Annotated in this window: 18 protein-coding genes; 7 read left to right on the forward strand and 11 right to left on the reverse strand. The window is 38.5% G+C overall.

Features of this window, described 5'->3' with window-relative positions:
* Nucleotides 1–497: 497 nt before the first annotated feature.
* The 3 genes from VXK47_RS04750 to VXK47_RS04760 all read left to right on the forward strand — a co-directional run bounded on the left by VXK47_RS04750 (nt 498) and on the right by VXK47_RS04760 (nt 3,750).
* The gene (locus VXK47_RS04750) at nt 498–989 is read left to right on the forward strand and encodes an EF-hand domain-containing protein (protein WP_435547625.1); all 492 of its coding nucleotides are present in this window, start codon (nt 498–500) and stop codon (nt 987–989) included.
* Nucleotides 990–1,129: 140 nt separating this feature from the next.
* Nucleotides 1,130–2,683 (forward strand): ATP-binding protein, encoded by a 1,554-nt coding sequence (locus tag VXK47_RS04755; RefSeq protein ID WP_435547626.1) that lies wholly within the window; start codon nt 1,130–1,132, stop codon nt 2,681–2,683.
* Nucleotides 2,684–2,940: 257 nt separating this feature from the next.
* Nucleotides 2,941–3,750 carry a CbbQ/NirQ/NorQ/GpvN family protein gene (locus tag VXK47_RS04760; RefSeq protein ID WP_435547627.1) on the forward strand — a complete coding sequence of 270 codons (810 nt, stop codon included), beginning with the start codon at nt 2,941–2,943 and terminating at the stop codon, nt 3,748–3,750.
* A 70-nt stretch (nt 3,751–3,820) separates the two neighbouring features.
* On the opposite strand, the gene hgcB is transcribed toward VXK47_RS04760, so the two are convergent.
* The 5 genes from hgcB to VXK47_RS04785 form a co-directional block, all read right to left on the reverse strand.
* Nucleotides 3,821–4,108 (reverse strand): mercury methylation ferredoxin HgcB, encoded by a 288-nt coding sequence (gene hgcB, locus VXK47_RS04765; RefSeq protein WP_435547628.1) that lies wholly within the window; start codon nt 4,106–4,108, stop codon nt 3,821–3,823.
* A gap of 13 nt (nt 4,109–4,121) precedes the next feature.
* Nucleotides 4,122–5,291 carry a mercury methylation corrinoid protein HgcA gene (gene hgcA / locus VXK47_RS04770; protein ID WP_435547629.1) on the reverse strand — a complete coding sequence of 390 codons (1,170 nt, stop codon included), beginning with the start codon at nt 5,289–5,291 and terminating at the stop codon, nt 4,122–4,124.
* A gap of 147 nt (nt 5,292–5,438) precedes the next feature.
* The gene (locus VXK47_RS04775) at nt 5,439–6,299 is read right to left on the reverse strand and encodes a DMT family transporter (protein WP_435547630.1); all 861 of its coding nucleotides are present in this window, start codon (nt 6,297–6,299) and stop codon (nt 5,439–5,441) included.
* A 79-nt stretch (nt 6,300–6,378) separates the two neighbouring features.
* A complete protein-coding gene (locus VXK47_RS04780; protein WP_435547631.1) occupies nt 6,379–7,284 on the reverse strand; it encodes a hypothetical protein in 906 nt (301 codons plus the stop codon).
* Nucleotides 7,212–7,439: a hypothetical protein gene (locus VXK47_RS04785; protein ID WP_435547632.1), complete on the reverse strand. Its 228-nt coding sequence runs from the start codon at nt 7,437–7,439 to the stop codon at nt 7,212–7,214. The genes VXK47_RS04780 and VXK47_RS04785 overlap by 73 nt, the downstream gene beginning before the upstream one ends.
* A 541-nt stretch (nt 7,440–7,980) precedes the next feature.
* On the opposite strand from VXK47_RS04785, the gene VXK47_RS04790 reads away from it, so the two are divergent.
* The 4 genes from VXK47_RS04790 to VXK47_RS04805 all read left to right on the forward strand — a co-directional run bounded on the left by VXK47_RS04790 (nt 7,981) and on the right by VXK47_RS04805 (nt 13,568).
* Nucleotides 7,981–8,634, forward strand: a complete 654-nt coding sequence (locus VXK47_RS04790) for a hypothetical protein (protein ID WP_435547633.1) — start codon at nt 7,981–7,983, stop codon at nt 8,632–8,634.
* A complete protein-coding gene (locus VXK47_RS04795; RefSeq protein ID WP_435547634.1) occupies nt 8,631–9,173 on the forward strand; it encodes a hypothetical protein in 543 nt (180 codons plus the stop codon). The genes VXK47_RS04790 and VXK47_RS04795 overlap by 4 nt, the downstream gene beginning before the upstream one ends.
* The gene (locus VXK47_RS04800) at nt 9,142–10,167 is read left to right on the forward strand and encodes an MBL fold metallo-hydrolase (protein ID WP_435547635.1); all 1,026 of its coding nucleotides are present in this window, start codon (nt 9,142–9,144) and stop codon (nt 10,165–10,167) included. The genes VXK47_RS04795 and VXK47_RS04800 overlap by 32 nt, the downstream gene beginning before the upstream one ends.
* A 596-nt stretch (nt 10,168–10,763) precedes the next feature.
* Nucleotides 10,764–13,568: a nitric oxide reductase activation protein NorD gene (locus VXK47_RS04805; protein ID WP_435547636.1), complete on the forward strand. Its 2,805-nt coding sequence runs from the start codon at nt 10,764–10,766 to the stop codon at nt 13,566–13,568.
* A 141-nt stretch (nt 13,569–13,709) separates the two neighbouring features.
* On the opposite strand, the gene VXK47_RS04810 is transcribed toward VXK47_RS04805, so the two are convergent.
* The 6 genes from VXK47_RS04810 to VXK47_RS04835 all read right to left on the reverse strand — a co-directional run.
* The gene (locus VXK47_RS04810; RefSeq protein ID WP_435547637.1) at nt 13,710–14,015 is read right to left on the reverse strand and encodes a DNA-binding protein; all 306 of its coding nucleotides are present in this window, start codon (nt 14,013–14,015) and stop codon (nt 13,710–13,712) included.
* 9 nt (nt 14,016–14,024) lie between these two features.
* Nucleotides 14,025–14,321: a type II toxin-antitoxin system RelE/ParE family toxin gene (locus VXK47_RS04815; protein ID WP_435547641.1), complete on the reverse strand. Its 297-nt coding sequence runs from the start codon at nt 14,319–14,321 to the stop codon at nt 14,025–14,027.
* A 150-nt stretch (nt 14,322–14,471) separates the two neighbouring features.
* On the reverse strand, nt 14,472–14,903 hold the full coding sequence (locus VXK47_RS04820; protein WP_435547638.1) for a type II toxin-antitoxin system VapC family toxin: 432 nt from the start codon (nt 14,901–14,903) through the stop codon (nt 14,472–14,474).
* Nucleotides 14,900–15,145: a type II toxin-antitoxin system VapB family antitoxin gene (locus tag VXK47_RS04825; protein ID WP_435547639.1), complete on the reverse strand. Its 246-nt coding sequence runs from the start codon at nt 15,143–15,145 to the stop codon at nt 14,900–14,902. Before VXK47_RS04825 ends, VXK47_RS04820 begins: the two co-directional genes overlap by 4 nt.
* A 104-nt stretch (nt 15,146–15,249) precedes the next feature.
* Nucleotides 15,250–15,690 (reverse strand): hypothetical protein, encoded by a 441-nt coding sequence (locus VXK47_RS04830; protein WP_435547640.1) that lies wholly within the window; start codon nt 15,688–15,690, stop codon nt 15,250–15,252.
* Between the two features lie 56 nt (nt 15,691–15,746).
* Nucleotides 15,747–15,885, reverse strand: a 139-nt coding sequence (locus VXK47_RS04835; RefSeq protein ID WP_435547642.1) for an ISAzo13-like element transposase-related protein, incomplete at its 5' end; no start/stop codon positions are given.

Below are 15,885 nucleotides of genomic sequence, written 5' to 3' on the forward strand. Positions count from 1 at the left end.
CAGTTGATCTTCAAAAGTCATTTTCAATGGTCTGTACCCCCTGGACTCAAGCAGTGGTATGCTATGAAAAATCTTTTGCAATGGTTTGACAAATCGAGTATAAGATGAAGTGTTAAATTTCTTTTTAGGGATATTAAATGCGCGCATTTTTGTCTTAACTCCTTGTTATAATTATAATTTATAACAAGGCGACAAAAAATTTTTATCTGCTTTGTCAAGCAAAAAATAAACATTTTTATAATTTTTTTATCCCATATAACATGCAAAAACTTAACCGGACACTACTGATGTTTTTTCCCGTTGCCATCAATTATTAAGCGTAACTTATCGAAACCGTCATGTTCTAATTTGGCCCTTCTATTGCTATATCCCCTTTAAGGAGTTCAATAACCTGTTGTTCAAAAGGAGGTGAATAATAATTTTGATCATCAAAGTAAAGGATCAGACTATTGTGACAGGAACATTTTATAACACAAATGTAAAAAAGGAGGTAAGTTATGTCAAACAGTATAAGCAGCGTGGGCAACAACAGTTACGTGTCCCTGCTTAATACCCAGGCCATGCAGCAGCGCAATGACGATTTGTTCAGTAAGTTAGACAGCAACAGCGATTCCGGAATCGATAAGACAGAATTTTCGGATTTTGCCAAGAAACTGTCGGAGAATACAGGAAGTTCCTTAAATGTGGATGATGTTTTTTCCACGTATGATGCGGATAGTGACGGTACATTAAGCAGCGATGAGCTGAAAACTTTCATGAAAGACAACCCGCCGCCACCTCCGCCGCAAATGCAAAAGGCTATGTCGGCTTATGGAACGGACCAGAGCAGCGACCCAATGTCAACCTTGTTGGATTTACTTACAAATCTTTCAGCAAGTAACGGATCGGCATCATCCGGTGACACAGGTTCGTTAAGCGCTTATCTGTCAAAGTTGATTGAAAATTTAAGCAGCGGGGCAAGCAGTTCGCTGATTGATGTAACAACCTAGAAATATTAAAATATTTTATGATAAAGAACCCTATTTATTAAAGAATGGGGTTCTTTGACTCTGATTTAGACAATAATAATCATACGGTTTGGCCCGAATAATGCATTTGCTAACTTAATAAACAAAACGGGAAAGAGTTTATGGATTTTGAAATGAACAGCCATTCAGAAGATAAAATGAAAGACTCGATTGGGGATAAAGAGACTGTTTATCGCTTTTTAGTGGAAAATTCTCTGGCCGCTTATTATATCATACAAGATGGCTTGTTTCGTTTTGTTAATAAGAGATTCTGTCAGATAGCAGGGTATAATTATGAAGAGATTATAGACCGGATGGGCCCGGCTGATCTGGTGCATCCTGTAGAGCGCAATAGTGTCCTTGAAACACTCGGGAATTGTCTGAACGGTGATGAAGATAATAGTGAACACACTCATAAAATTATAAGAAAAGACGGGCAGATCTCAACTTTACAAATTATCGGAAACGGATTTGTTTATAATGGAAAACCTGCCGTTTCCGGTACGATTATCGATATTTCAAAAGAAAGTGATCTTGAATCCCAGCTGCTTCAGGCACAGAAGATGGAAGCCATAGGAAACCTTGCGGGTGGTATTGCTCATGATTTTAACAACATTATCACTGTGTTGACCGGTTATGGCAATCTTTTGCAAATGAAGATAAGTCAGGATGATTCGTTAAGACTCTATGTGGATCAAATACTATCCGCTTCCCAGAAAGCAGCAAGCTTAACCCAAAAACTTATGGCCTTCAGCAGGCAGCAGCCCATTACCTTAAAAACAATAAACATTAACTCTGTAATACATGAAACTAAAAAGCTTTTGGAACGCCTTATAACCGAAGATATCAGATTAGTGACCGAACTTTATTCAAAAGATGTCATTGTCATGGCGGATGCCACTCAAATTGACCAGATCCTGTTTAACCTTGTAACTAATGCCAAAGATGCGATGCCTTCGGGTGGGATCTTGAAGATATCAACCAGAATAGCAGAACTGGACAGGGAATTCGTATTGGCACACGGGTTTGGCAAAACAGGCAGATATGCAATCCTTGAGGTACAAGATACAGGAACAGGAATTAACAGAAACACAATGGAAAAGATATTCAATCCATTTTTTACTACCAAGGAAGTAGGGAAGGGGACAGGACTTGGTTTGTCCACAGTCTATGGAATAGTCAAACAACATAACGGGTATATCACAGTCAGCAGTAAACTTAATCAGGGCACAACCTTTCATATATATTTTCCTGTTGTCAAAAACATGACGCATGAAATGCTTGAATCAAATCTCAAACCGGTGAAACACGGAAAAGAAACAATTCTGGTGGCTGAAGATGATGATAGTGTGCGATATTTTATAATCGATATTCTTAACAGATTTGGCTATAAAACCATTGGAGCTGTAGACGGAGAAGATGCGATACTCAAGTTCAAGGAAAACAAGGATATTTCTCTTGTAGTTATGGATACTATTATGCCCAAAAAAAATGGGAAAGAAGTTTGCGATTGCATCAGAAAAATAAAACCTGATATGAAGATACTTTTTATGAGTGGATATTCAGCCGAGATAGTAGCCAATAAGGGATTTTTGGGGTATGAAGCAGATTATATTAATAAACCAATATATTATGAAGATTTTATATTAAAAGTAAGAAATGTGCTCGATAAATAGAAGAAAATGTTTTTGTTGATTCACAACTCCGATTTAAATCAAATAAAATAAACACTTCCACCAAGCATTCAACGCTTCCTTTTACCCAATTATCGTTATGGCAATTGCTATAATTGCAAAACCATCTTTAAAATAAATCAGCAGATTTGAATCTTGTAAATCATGTGATAAAGGAATACATAAAAAATTATGAGAACAAGGATAATAAATTATATATCAATTTAAAAAGAAATTCCCATTTCAGGAGAAATTGTTAGATGAACTATAGTAACGGCGGGGAAGGGGGTTTGATAGTAGATGAGCCCTTTTATGTAGTATGCGGAAATGAGATTGATATGTTTGAGAGAGCTTATGATGCAAGACTTCCGGTTATGCTGAAAGGTCCTACGGGATGTGGAAAGACAAGGTTTGTCGAACATATGGCTCATCGCTTAAAACTACCTCTTATTACCGTGGCCTGTCATGAAGACCTTTTTGCAACAGACCTTGTAGGCCGGTTTTTATTGAAAAATGATGAAACAGTCTGGATGGACGGACCCTTGACAAGAGCAGTTCGTATGGGGGCAATATGTTATCTGGACGAAATTGTTGAGACCAGAAAAGATACAACGGTAGTTATTCATCCTCTTACTGATCATAGGAGGACTCTTGGTATAGATAAAAAAGGAGAAGTGATAACGGCGCATCCTGATTTCATGCTGGTTGTTTCATATAACCCCGGATATCAGTCTGTATTAAAAGACATGAAACAAAGCACTCGCCAGAGATTCATATCTCTTGCTTTCGATTACCCTGAACCTGATAAAGAGGCTAATATAGTTTCTCATGAAGGTGGAGTAACGGATGATATAGCTTTAAAGCTTGTGTTTCTTGCCGGAAAAATAAGAAGTATGCGTGAACACGGATTGACCGAAGGCGCAAGTACGCGCCTGTTAATATATGCTGCAAAACTAATCAGTAAAAATATTCCGGTGAAAAAAGCCTGCATGTCTGCAATATGTCTTCCTCTCACAGACGATGCAAAACTTATTGAAACATTAAGTGATCTGGTCAGTGATGTATTTTAAAAAGTAAATGATTATAAGATATCTTGTTATTGAGCGTTCCGATTCTCTATTTACCGAGTAATAATTTATATCAGCAGCATTTTTTATGTGTACGAAAAAACTTTTGATCACGAATCCATTCATTGATAAGTCCTGTTGCACAACCTACACCGGAATCGACAAAAATAGCAGTAGAAGGGCAATTTATGGCACAGGCTCCGCACTCCATGCAGGCATCAAAATTGGTGATTATAGCTTTTTTTCCCGCAAGCGAAAACACCTGGTGCGGACAGACTTCCAAACATCTGCCACAGCCAATGCATTTTTTTGTATCCAGTTTCAGGGTTGCAACATTTCGCAGATAGCTGAAACCTTTCATATATCCTCCGTTTTTACAGCAATTTTCCAACCAGTACAAAAATTACACTCAGTATAACAGCAATTCCCATAACCGGCATCGCAAGGCGCATTTCCTTTTTTACCCCCGAGCGTGAAGTAAATGGTGTGCAACCGGTGAAATTAAGCGTGTAAAAGGCGCTTACCGCCGGAATCGCCAGAAAAGCGGCAAAGGTTATAAATATGTTCCACTCCCTACCATCGGCAAAAAGGTAGAAGGCCGCAGACCATGCCAATCCTGTCAGAAATCCTTTAAAGGCAAAACTCCTGCCCGGAAGCCATGGGAGAAGAAGCGGCGCAATAGCAATGCCGGAAACTACAGCGCCAAGATAGGCGCAAACTGTCATGAGACCATACCGGGGCCCTTGCAACAATGCGGATATAATAAACAAAGACGCCACTGCAATGGCAGTTGGTTTCAGCGCCAGCAATAATTCAACGGGAATGAGTACCGCTCGCTCCCGGAACGTGAAAGTCTGTTCCTTCATCTGAGCTGTTGTCATCATGTCATTATCAAAGTATTTCGGAAGATCTTCGGCCCGGATGGCTGCATACCGGATACTAAAGCCGGTTTGCCTTTTTACTTCGTGAGCTGCCACTCCCGGTGCAGCTAAAATCGGCATGATAAGGCGGCGGTGAGCAACCACCTTGGAAAGATTGGATAAACCAATGCGCCGCAGCACCAGTTCTTGTGTGCTAAACGTCCCTTTCCCGGCAGCACACCATACATTGATACCATAAGTCTCAAGAACAAGAAGCCAGACATTTCGCCCTGTAAGGACGCTGCGGACTTTATCGTAGCTCATTTTGTAGTTCGCTGTTACCAATACCGGATCATCTTTTGCCGGAGCACCAATAGCATAAAGACCTGACGGCACCATATAATTCATCCGACCGATACCAAAACGGGTTTTGCATGTACCAAGAAAATCGGCGAAGCTAAGCTTCGTATTAATTTGAGGCACATTTCCCGCTCCCGTTGTCAGCCATCTGATAAAACCGGGAACTTTCTCGTTTATTTCTCCGCCACCGGCAGAGGTTTCAGGCCCTCAACAGGGAGGTTTATCGGCCAAAGCTTCCTGCGGTACATTACATATCGGCGTAAGGTTTATCTGACTTCCTCCAAGTTTTTTCAGAGTAAATTTATTATTGGTTTCAACTATCATGCTTAACTCCAACATTTGGTGCATGTAAATAATTCTGCAAGCTTATTTTTCATTTCGATGTACCTGTCAATATCCTATTTATCTAATATAATATCCAAATAATTCCTTAACTGAATTTGATACCATTTTTCATAAAACCGGTAAAAATCAAATTCTTATTAAAATAATTGATATTACGGTCAAAAGTACCCCAACAAGCACAGCAGGTTTTATTTTCTCATGATAAATAACAGCAGAAAGCACAATGGCGATTACAAAATGCATCCCAACGATTGCTGAAATGAGGGATAGAGGCCCGCGTTCAAGGGCATATAAATATGCATAATACCCAGCAAAGTTAAACAAGCCCATAAGCAAGCCAAGGCCCAGCGCGGCTGATCGTTTCCCTTCGGCTTTTTCATAGGATAAGGCTTTACCTATTCCCAGAGAGCCGATCATCCCAATTAAATATGACAGAGCCATAAAAGCAAGTTTGTCTGCGTGCATGGCAGCAAATTTTGATGAAATACTTGCTGTTGCGCCACTTGCCAATGCCAGAAAGATAAATATTGTTCCCCGCCGTCGTGTTTTTGCTTTTGTGGTATCTGCTTCCATCTGTGTTGTCAGCACAATTATGGCGGCAATGGCGACAAGCAATCCCATGGCCTGGATAATAGATATCTGTTCCCTGAAATAGAAAATTGAAAAAATTACTACAACCACCACATTTAACCTGATGAAGCTGTATGCGATATTTGCCGGAATATATTTTAGCGCTTCAATATGAGATACGGTTGCAACAAGAAAAGATACGCTGTTTATCAGAGTCACGATTAAGAGGAAACGAATGTTCAGATCATTGTGCTGTTGGAAAAAGTATGCCACAGAGCTTAAAAGCGTAACCGTGGCCATAAATGAAAAGGTTACCCATTCTGTAGGATATTTTTTTTCTGCTGCAACCTTGTAAAAAAAGCGCTGAATTCCCATCAGAAGAAGTGCAAGTAAAGCGGAAAAATACCAGGAAATCATGTGTTAACCTTTAAGTTGAACGCGCAAAAAAACAAAATGATAACCATCTACTATGTTTTATGACACTCTGTATTTATGCTTATAAAGCGCCACTTGGTAAAGGCATAGTGCTTCTGCCCCACTCCTTGTATGTCCGCATATTCTTTATATTAACACTACGACCATCAGGGAACATGAACCGGCCGTTGGTATGCAGGATATATATGTAGCGCAAGGTGCTTCCTCCATCCGTGTTAACACAATACATTCCTCTTGCTCCGGCGGAAATGTCTATGTCTAAAACTCCGGCTGCCGAGCTTATGGAGGCATGCCAACGGACTGGAACGCGCATGCCCGTCATGCCATCGTCCCACCATTCCAGCTCATACATAGAGATTTCACCTTGAGTAAAGGTAATCTCCTTATCTTCGATGAAGACACGGCAAAATCTCATTCCAATGCCAGGATGGTTCCACAGGTATATCTGGAGATCATCGTTCATACCCCAAAGATAGCTGTAGGGCACAGCCATGTTCTTCTGGTGGTCCCAATGTTCTCCAAAGACAATCCGATCATGAATGCCATAGCCGTTCTCCAGAACGTATTGTTTTCCCTTGACAGTTATCGAACCTTCTACCCAACAATGCTGCTCAAAACCGCCCGACATTTTTTTAGGCAAATCAGCCCATGCTCCATAGATTCTGGTAGCATTTCCCAGTCCACCCAGCGTGAGGCTGCACCCAACATCCATGTGCTCGCCCTTATACTCCCAGTAAGGAGGACGATTTATGAACTCGCGGTCTCCCACTTTCCAGGTAACCTTATCGGATTCCTCTATCAGATGAAAGTCGGTGTTTTCCCATTCTCTGGGGTCCTGGCGGTTGCCGATGAACACGGTTTCCTCCAGCTTGCCCCATTTATCATGCGGCTGCATCATAAAACTGGTCTGGAGAATCGGTGCTTCGTCAACCATCCATTTGCCTTTTTTTCCCCACCAACACGCCAAACAATGAGCACCAGACAAAGGTCATTACCTTGGGATTCACCCATAACCATCATGCCTGTGAAATCAAAGTAGTCTGCGCCTTTTGGCAGCTGTTCTATTTTGGGCATTTCTTCGTACAGTTGCACATCGCTTACTGCTTTTTTATGCTTGTTCATGCTTATCACCCTCCTCATAATTTAGGACTCTTGGGCCGGTAATCCTGACATTAGCACAATAAGACAAAACACATTGATTCGATGACTATCAGATTATATTCTGTAATTTATTATCATGGTTTTTCCAGGAAATCTACTGGTTTCATTGGAAGGATTCAATAAAAAAGCAGTATTAACATTTTTCAAGATCGCCAAACTGCCAAAATTGCCGGCTTCACCTACTACTGTTTAATCGTTGGAGGTTATCAGAACTGAGGATAATATATTGAAAGAGAGTCCAAATGATTTTAAATTTTCTTATATCTCTACATTAATAATGATACCCATAAGTTAAAAATTATTCCAATTCTTCTATACAATCATCAATCATTTAAAATAATTATTTGAAAATAATAAATATATTTTTTATAATTTAAATTTAAGAATAAATTTTACCAAATCCATCCATTTGTTGACAAATACGTATAAATGATTTTTATTAATGTAAAAATTATTTATATATAACTCAATCAAGAGATAATACAAAATGCAACCTTTTAATTTGGAAAATGAAGAAGCAAGCGTTGTATTAGTTGGTTCATTGAATCCTGCAATATTCCATCCAGAGTGGCTTTTGAGGCACGGTTTAATTTCAAAAGATGACCTTGATGGTGCGAAGGTTGACATCGTTCATAATGACATTACAAAATTTAGCTTAGAATGGCTGAAATTTGATGTTACTCGCAACAAAATATATGCTAGGACAAATGACCCTTCAAAATATACTCCTTTGAAAGATCTGATGATTTCAATACTTAAGATCCTTGAACACATTCCGATAATACAAATGGGAATGAATAGAACATTTCTGTACAAAATTGATACTGAAGAATTGTGGCATAAGATAGGAGACAACCTTGCCCCAAAAAAATATTGGGATTTCTTGCCACATCGTGTCGGTTTACTATCGATAAATGTTGGATGTCCAAGACCCGATACTCTAAAAGGGGGTATTAATATAGGGATAAAATCGACAAAGAGTGATTTTTGTGGCGTTCATTTTAACGTAAACAGTCACGTTGAAACACAATATCTTGATGGTGAAAAAGAAATAATTAAAGATACTGCTTCTATATTATTTGAGCATTGGGATGTTTCATTAACATTTGCTCAACAATCTTGTGAAAACGTTTTAAAGAAAGCTTTGGAATTATGAATACAGCTATAATATATAATTATAATCCAAATGAATCAGGAAGTGCTCCGACGGATTATCAAATACCAGAGCATGTGCCACTCGATTCTACGGAAGGTTCGATTAGTAATCAAGATGAAGATGAATTAACTACAATTGAGAATCCAACGTCAGATGTGTTACCGACACCAATACGTTTAGCTCCTCCTTTATCACCTCTTAAAGGAAGATTTACTTTGCTTCAAATGTGGGAGGGAAATATAGTTGAAGTTCGTAATTCTGAATTTGATGCTATTATTATTGATAGAACAAATCCAGATCTATCAAATGAACTTGTGACTATAGATAAATTTGAAATATCACCGGATGATAATCCCCTTATAAAAAGAGGTTCGGTTTTTTATTGGTCAATAGGATATTCAGATTATCCGGGTCGAGGTAGAATAAGAGAGTCTAAAATAAGATTTAGGCGCCTAAAAGGATGGACCGAAAAAGAAATTAATCATTCCAAAAAGATTGGTAAAGAATTTGCCGAATTTTTCAAATCATATTCAGAGTGATCCCCCAAATTTTGATGAAGTAGAGGTTTCCCTTTTCGGGCCAGGAATTGGCGAATGTTTAGTTGTACATATCGGTAACAATGAATGGATAATTATCGATTCTTGTTTTGATGCAAAAACTAAAAAATCTATCCCATTAACATATCTTGAAGAACTTGGAATAAATCCCTCTAATGCTGTAAAACTATTTGCAATTTCCCATTGGCATAGCGATCATATTCGTGGTGCATCTCAAATTGCAGAACAATGTAATTCTGCAACAATTTGTTTTTCCCAAGCTTTGATGACTCAAGAATTTTTGACTTTAGTAGATATTTTTTCGGGACTAGATCGGATAGTATTAGCAGACAAAGATACTTGCGCTACCAAAGAAATGGCCACTGTTATTAAGACAATTCGTAATAGGTGTAAGAATAATCAAACCAAATCCACCCCTATACCCTATCTACTTGTATCTAATGATCAAAGGATATATAACAAAATAAATAACGGTATAGTTTGTGAAATATGGGCTTTATCACCTTCCTCAGAATCTATTCTTAACTCCTTAAAAGAGATTGCGAACTTGATACCTCCACCTGATGAATCTCTAATTAGAAGCGTAATCCCAAAACCAACCCAAAATCATAATTCGGTTGTTTTAAATTTAAAGTATAATAATTATAATATTTTATTGGGTTCGGACCTTGAAGAAACCAAGAACCCTTTAACAGGTTGGTCTTGTATCGTTCATTCGTCGAATCGACCATGCGAAAAATCTTTACTTTTTAAAATACCACACCATGGATCAATTACAGGACATTCAGATGATGTGTGGGAAAAAATGATAGAAAAAGATGCAATATGTATTATGACTTCAAAAATTGGTGGGAAGAAAGACTTACCCGATCAGACCGACATCAATAGAATTAAAAAATTCACTCAAAATCTATACAGCACATCCTACCTATATCAAAAAAACAAAAACGAGACCCAACTGTTGAAAAAACAATGAAGGGTGTTGTAAAAAATCGCGTGCCGCTAAATGGTGAAATTGGGCAAATCCAAATAAGAATCGCTAAATCAGGTATAAAAATTAATCTGAAAAATCCTGCAAGAATATTATAAAACTTACCGGTGACAAATCTTTAATAGTGGATAATATTGTTAGGCTGAATTCTAACCTACAGGCAGGCATTATCATTAAACTCACAGCAGAAAGGGTTGTTTATAGGACGCTGCTGTTTTTGCCCGATATTATTGATTATTAGTTGTACTCTAATATTGACCCCAAAAATATAATAATCTCATTTACAGGAAGTTGTCAATGAAAAGCCACTTTAAGCTTTTTCAATAGTACCAATATGCTGTAGTCATTAACATGACAAAACTTGATATAGAAATGATCATTCAGGATATCTTGCCATAACCGCTTGTTTTATAAATCGCCAAAAAGATAATTCCTTTACCGGAACAATTTTTCTTGGTATTATTTCCGCGTTTATTCACCATCCGATAACTTCCATCTTTTTCGGTTTTTGTTAAACCTTTATATACAACTGGATGCCGGGATGGTTTCTTCTTTTTTTAAAATGTGTATGAAAAAATACTATGCTGATAAAAGATATCGTAAGAGAAATTGCTGTTGCCGATCCTGAGTTTGCTAAAGAAGTAGATAACGATCTGAATGAAAAAGAAATAAATTATTCTGATGAGCTTGCAAGGGTATTTATTGATGAGATTATCTGGGCTTTATCGGTTGAGTATTCTTTTGCCTGTATTTTGTTGAAAGGTTACATAAATCTTTTAGCAAATGCAGATTCATTAAGGATACAGACATATAAAAAACTTATTCGCGAAAGCGCTCAAAACGGCCCTACATTTGCCAGGATAATGGCCGAACACCTTGTTCCTGTTCTTGCTTGCGGTGATAAAAATCTTTTCGAAAGTTTTTTAGAAACCGTAGCTATAATGCAGAATAAAGGAACTTATACATTAAATGAGCCGCTTAAAGTTATTAATATTCTTCTTGATCAAAAAGACGGCAATACTTGTTCCGTTTATATTGAAATCCTGAAAATCCTTTTCTCAAAAGATTTAACATACAGTGAGGGCCGCCATTTCGCACATATTCTGCCAAAAGCTGTTTTGTCTTTTTTGCCTTTAAAGAGGCTTTCTCAGACAAAGCAACTTCATCGGATTCTCTGCAGGGACTACCATCTGATTGATTCATATTTTGACGGTCTTGAAAAAGGGCTTTCCATACTATCAAATAATGCTTTGGAAGAATTTGTGTCTCTTGCTTTGATTAAATTTGAAAATAATAAACAGCTTGCTGTAAAATTCTTAGCCTTAGAATCCAAGTTCGGTAAAGATATTTTTCATGGCCTGCAAACTGCTGCTGTTCTTTCCGGTATCAGATCTCAGCTTTCAGTGTATGTAAAGGCCAAAACCGGTCGTGCTATTTCAATATGCGGACTTTCTCAAATTCCAAAAATCATGAGACAGGAAATATTAAACAGATATGATGGCAGACCTTTTGTTTTTTCTGATGGAAAATCTATTTATCTGCCTGATGAGATAAGCCTTTACGATACTTTTGATAGTAACCACAATCTTTATAAATGCCTTGTAAGTCTTGAATCAGGATATTATGAATTCGGCACATTTGAATTTGATATTGAAAAAGCCTTTGAATTTTCCGGTTCTATGAAAAATGCGTTTACCCAAATTTATACAAATAAAGATCATGAAATTACAGAAAATGAAAATTGCCATGATCTCGATAAATTTTTCAGTTTTTTTCCCATAAAAGAACTTGCCTCCGATCTTTTTAACATATTTGAACACGGCCGTATAAGAATCATCAACCTGGAAAAATATCCCGGTCTTTTAAGAAGTTCATATCCTTTAATTTACGATGAATCAAACAGGCTGTTTATAAATGAAAACCCGGAACCTATTTTATTTCTGCTATATATCAGGATGGCTCTGGGAACAGATGCTTTCAATTCTTTTGATCCGGATGAAATAACAAAAAATCTTGTAACAAAGATTTCTGCTCTGTTTGAAAACAAAATAAAAGAAAATAATTGTGTTGAAACATGCGCAGTCAGCGTTTTTCAAACATACGGATTGGTTGAAGAAGCGCTTAAAAATAAAAGCTTAAATAAAACTACCAAAGATTATAAAATGTTGAAAATGCCCTTTGGCCGCAGTTTAAGACAGGATCTTTATTTTGCAGCCTATGAAAAATATGAAAAAATGGGCGCAGAGATAAAGACTGAGCTTAAAAAAAGAAAAATTCATGTTTTTAAATCGGAAATTATAAAAAGGCTTATAAAAAACGGGGGCGCTGTTTCAAATGATGATATAAAAGATATCATTATTTCTTCCCGTAATTTTTCAGGACAAAACCAAAACATCTATTCGGGAAATTCCCTTGATTTGTCTCTTCCTCTTTTTCCGGAGTTAAGCAACAAACAGGATTATCAGAATTATCAGGATAATGATTCGGATTCGTCCGTTTTTCGTTACCGGGAATGGGATGCAGATTTATGTGATTATCTTAATGATCATGTAAGGGTACTTGAAAGAAAAATCGAAGGCGTTAAAAGTGATTTTTATATAAATGTTCTTAATGCAAATATGGGAACAGTAAAAAGAATCCGAAAAGAGTTTGAATCGTTAAGACCGGATGAAATAAAAACGTTAAAAAGATGGATTGAGGGAGAGGAATTTGATATATGTGCCCTTCCCGAATATGTGATTGATAAAAAAGCAGGCTTAATTCCAACTGACAGAATCTATATAAAGCGCATTAAACAGCAGCGGGATATTTCAGCTCTTCTTCTTGTAGATCTTTCACGTTCCACTTCAACTCTTGTAGCGGAAGCTGGTAAAACCGTTCATGAAATAATCAAGGAAGCTATTGTCCTTTTTTGTGAAGCGCTTAATACTGCACAAGATGTATTTGCAATTGCCGGATTTTCAGGAACGGGGAGATTGGGAGTGGATTATTACAATATAAAAGAATTTTCCGAAAATATGGATGAAAATGTAATAAACAGAATTAATGCGATTTATCCCCAGCGAAGAACAAGAATGGGGGCTGCAATCCGCCATGCAATATCCCGTCTTGAAAACACACTGTCAAAGACGCGGCTTCTTGTAATAATAAGCGACGGTTTTCCAAATGATACGGATTATAAACAAAATTACGCCATCGAGGATACCCGCAGAGCCGTATTTGAAGCCGAGTCGAAAAAAATATGTGTAAGGGCAATAACAATTGATGCTGCCTCTGATTTACGACTCGACGATCTTTACGGTCCATATAATCATAACATCATATCGGATGTCCGCGATCTTCCGGACAGACTGTTAAAAATATACGGGACATTGACCAAACAGTAGCAATCATATGGCCAAATGTCCTCTGTTTTAAGCGGCTTTGGAAGTTGTAAGGCAGCAAGCAAGACAACCTTTGAAAACAGAGAAAAGTCAGCAACTGCTATTTATAAACCCTCTGCTGAACCAGAGGGTTGGGCCGTCGAGCTATTTATTAACAGGAACTGCTTCTGCGTGCAATTTCAAGCCGAGTGCGCCTATAACTTTAAGAATCGTGTCGAAACCTGGGGTTCTTTCCCCAGAAAGTGCTTTATAAAGACTTTCGCGGGATAGTCCTGCATCACGTGATACTTGTGACATGCCCTTTGCGCGGGCGATATCACCCAGAGCTTTCGCAATAAAGGCAGCATCGCCATTTGCCTCGTCAAGACAAGCTTCAAGATAAGCAGCCATTTCCTCCGGGGTGCGGAGATGTTCAGCAACATCGTATCGGGTAGTTATGGTTTTAGCCATGATACACTCCTATAAATTTTGTGCCAGATGTAAGGCGGTTTTTATATCCTTGACCTGGGTGCTCTTGTCACCGCCGGCCAATAAGATTACTACCTTCTGCCCGTGTTTTTTGTAATACACCCGATAGCCGGGTCCATAATTAATCCGCAGCTCTGACACGCCTTCACCAACAGCTTTAACATCTCCAGGATTTCCAGCAGCCAAACGCGCTATACGGGCTAAAATACGAGCACGAGCACGAGCACGCATGTCATGCAACCCATCAAGCCGTTTAACGAAAATTTCAGTTTTGCGAATTTCAATAATGACCCAACTGTATCCAACTGGCTACATATTGTCAAACAATATTGTGAATCGCCACAAATAAGGCCCAATGCGCGATTTGACCGGCAGTTTTTCCCTACACACAACAACCGGAATGTCAGAATTAAACGGGAACTTGTAAACATCTTAGAGTTACAGAGAAAGAGGATTGATCCACTTGAGCTTCGGAAAACGGGAAAAATCAGAATCAGTGGAGGCCAGATCGCATCCGTTTTCTATTGCAAGAGCAGCCAGATGTGCGTCTGTAACCAAATTGGCTACAGCCTGCCCACCTTTGAGCATCATCATAAATACAGCCCAATGCTGTTCGGTCGGTTGAATAACTCTTGTGCAAGGCTGATCCAGCCAGCTCTGTACACGGGTAAGAGCTTGTTCAAGGGGAAGCGGGTGTTCGAAGACCCGTGGATTTGTCCCTATCCGAATAAATGCGGATAAAACCGGCCAACATAGACAAACAGGTTCGCTCTTGGAAAGTTGATCATCCCACCAAAGGCGTGCTTGTTGATGAAGCGGCGAAAGCGAATCTTCCGCATATAACAGAATGTTGGCATCAACTAGAATCAACGGGAATCCTCGCCTTCAATTTGAGCCAATAATTCCTGTATGTTATCTATATTTCGTCCGGCTTTAACGCCCATTGCATGAGGCTTTGTTTTGTAACGTCTGCATTTGGCAGGTTGCTGCACATGATCCAAACCGGTTCTAAGCGCTTCGTTTATGACTGTTTTAAACGGAGTGCGCAGTTTTGCCGAAATAGCCCGGGCTCTTTCCAATACATCATTATCTATAGTGATTGTCGTTCTCATAATGTCATCATAGCATCATTATAGATGATGTCAAGGCATCATTTGTATTTTCGCGAATGACGACAAAGTTAAGCTGCGTGAAGGAAGAAGCGGTTCAAGAAATATTAATAAAAAACCGACGTGATTACTCCGGCATATACTTGGCCGGTTTGCGGTTTCTTCTGAACTATGGGTATTTTCAGTGTGTTGGCCCAGTATTTGAGAGAGTTGTACAGATAGATTGAATATCTTTCCTCATTCGGTCGCTCAGCGGTAGGCGAGTTTTGCCTCACTTTATTGAGCAGTGCCTGGACAAGAGGCTTCGCTTTGGCTCTTTGTCCCTCAGACATGAGCCTATCCGCCTCATTGACTTTGTCAAAGATCTCACGATCTCTGGAAGTGGCTGGAGGGTATTTGTCGTGGAAAAACATACCGTCTACGACGGATTCCTTCGGTATCTGGTTTGTTGCGGCTGTTCCCATCCCTGTTTCAATTATCAAAAACGAGATAGTTATAAAAGCAATAAAAGAAATCTCTAAGAATTTGTGCCAACATGTTCTTTTCATATGTGTCTCCTGGTATTATTTTTGACATTATCTAAGGAGTTGTCATAAAATAACATTTACAATTTATCTGTTGATCGATATGGCATTATTGTATAATTCCAATCTCCATGGAATTCATTACGACTGATATTTACTCGGCGAAGATCCTTATCTGATATTTTAATACCTTTCGGATATTTATTGGTGTCAAGTTGA

This window comes from Desulfobacterium sp. N47 (assembly GCF_051233685.1).
Lineage (GTDB): Bacteria > Desulfobacterota > Desulfobacteria > Desulfobacterales > RPRI01 > RPRI01.

Excerpts from the sequence above, each read along its gene's own strand:
- VXK47_RS04760 (WP_435547627.1), top strand. The coding sequence starts at position 2,941 with ATGAACTATAGTAACGGCGGGGAAGGGGGTTTGATAGTAGATGAGCCC.
- VXK47_RS04830 (WP_435547640.1), bottom strand. The coding sequence starts at position 15,690 with ATGAAAAGAACATGTTGGCACAAATTCTTAGAGATTTCTTTTATTGCT.
- VXK47_RS04755 (WP_435547626.1), top strand. The coding sequence starts at position 1,130 with ATGGATTTTGAAATGAACAGCCATTCAGAAGATAAAATGAAAGACTCG.
- VXK47_RS04750 (WP_435547625.1), top strand. The coding sequence starts at position 498 with ATGTCAAACAGTATAAGCAGCGTGGGCAACAACAGTTACGTGTCCCTG.
- VXK47_RS04785 (WP_435547632.1), bottom strand. The coding sequence starts at position 7,439 with ATGAACAAGCATAAAAAAGCAGTAAGCGATGTGCAACTGTACGAAGAA.
- hgcB (WP_435547628.1), bottom strand. The coding sequence starts at position 4,108 with ATGAAAGGTTTCAGCTATCTGCGAAATGTTGCAACCCTGAAACTGGAT.
- VXK47_RS04805 (WP_435547636.1), top strand. The coding sequence starts at position 10,764 with ATGCTGATAAAAGATATCGTAAGAGAAATTGCTGTTGCCGATCCTGAG.
- VXK47_RS04825 (WP_435547639.1), bottom strand. The coding sequence starts at position 15,145 with ATGAGAACGACAATCACTATAGATAATGATGTATTGGAAAGAGCCCGG.
- VXK47_RS04795 (WP_435547634.1), top strand. The coding sequence starts at position 8,631 with ATGAATACAGCTATAATATATAATTATAATCCAAATGAATCAGGAAGT.
- VXK47_RS04810 (WP_435547637.1), bottom strand. The coding sequence starts at position 14,015 with ATGGCTAAAACCATAACTACCCGATACGATGTTGCTGAACATCTCCGC.
- VXK47_RS04775 (WP_435547630.1), bottom strand. The coding sequence starts at position 6,299 with ATGATTTCCTGGTATTTTTCCGCTTTACTTGCACTTCTTCTGATGGGA.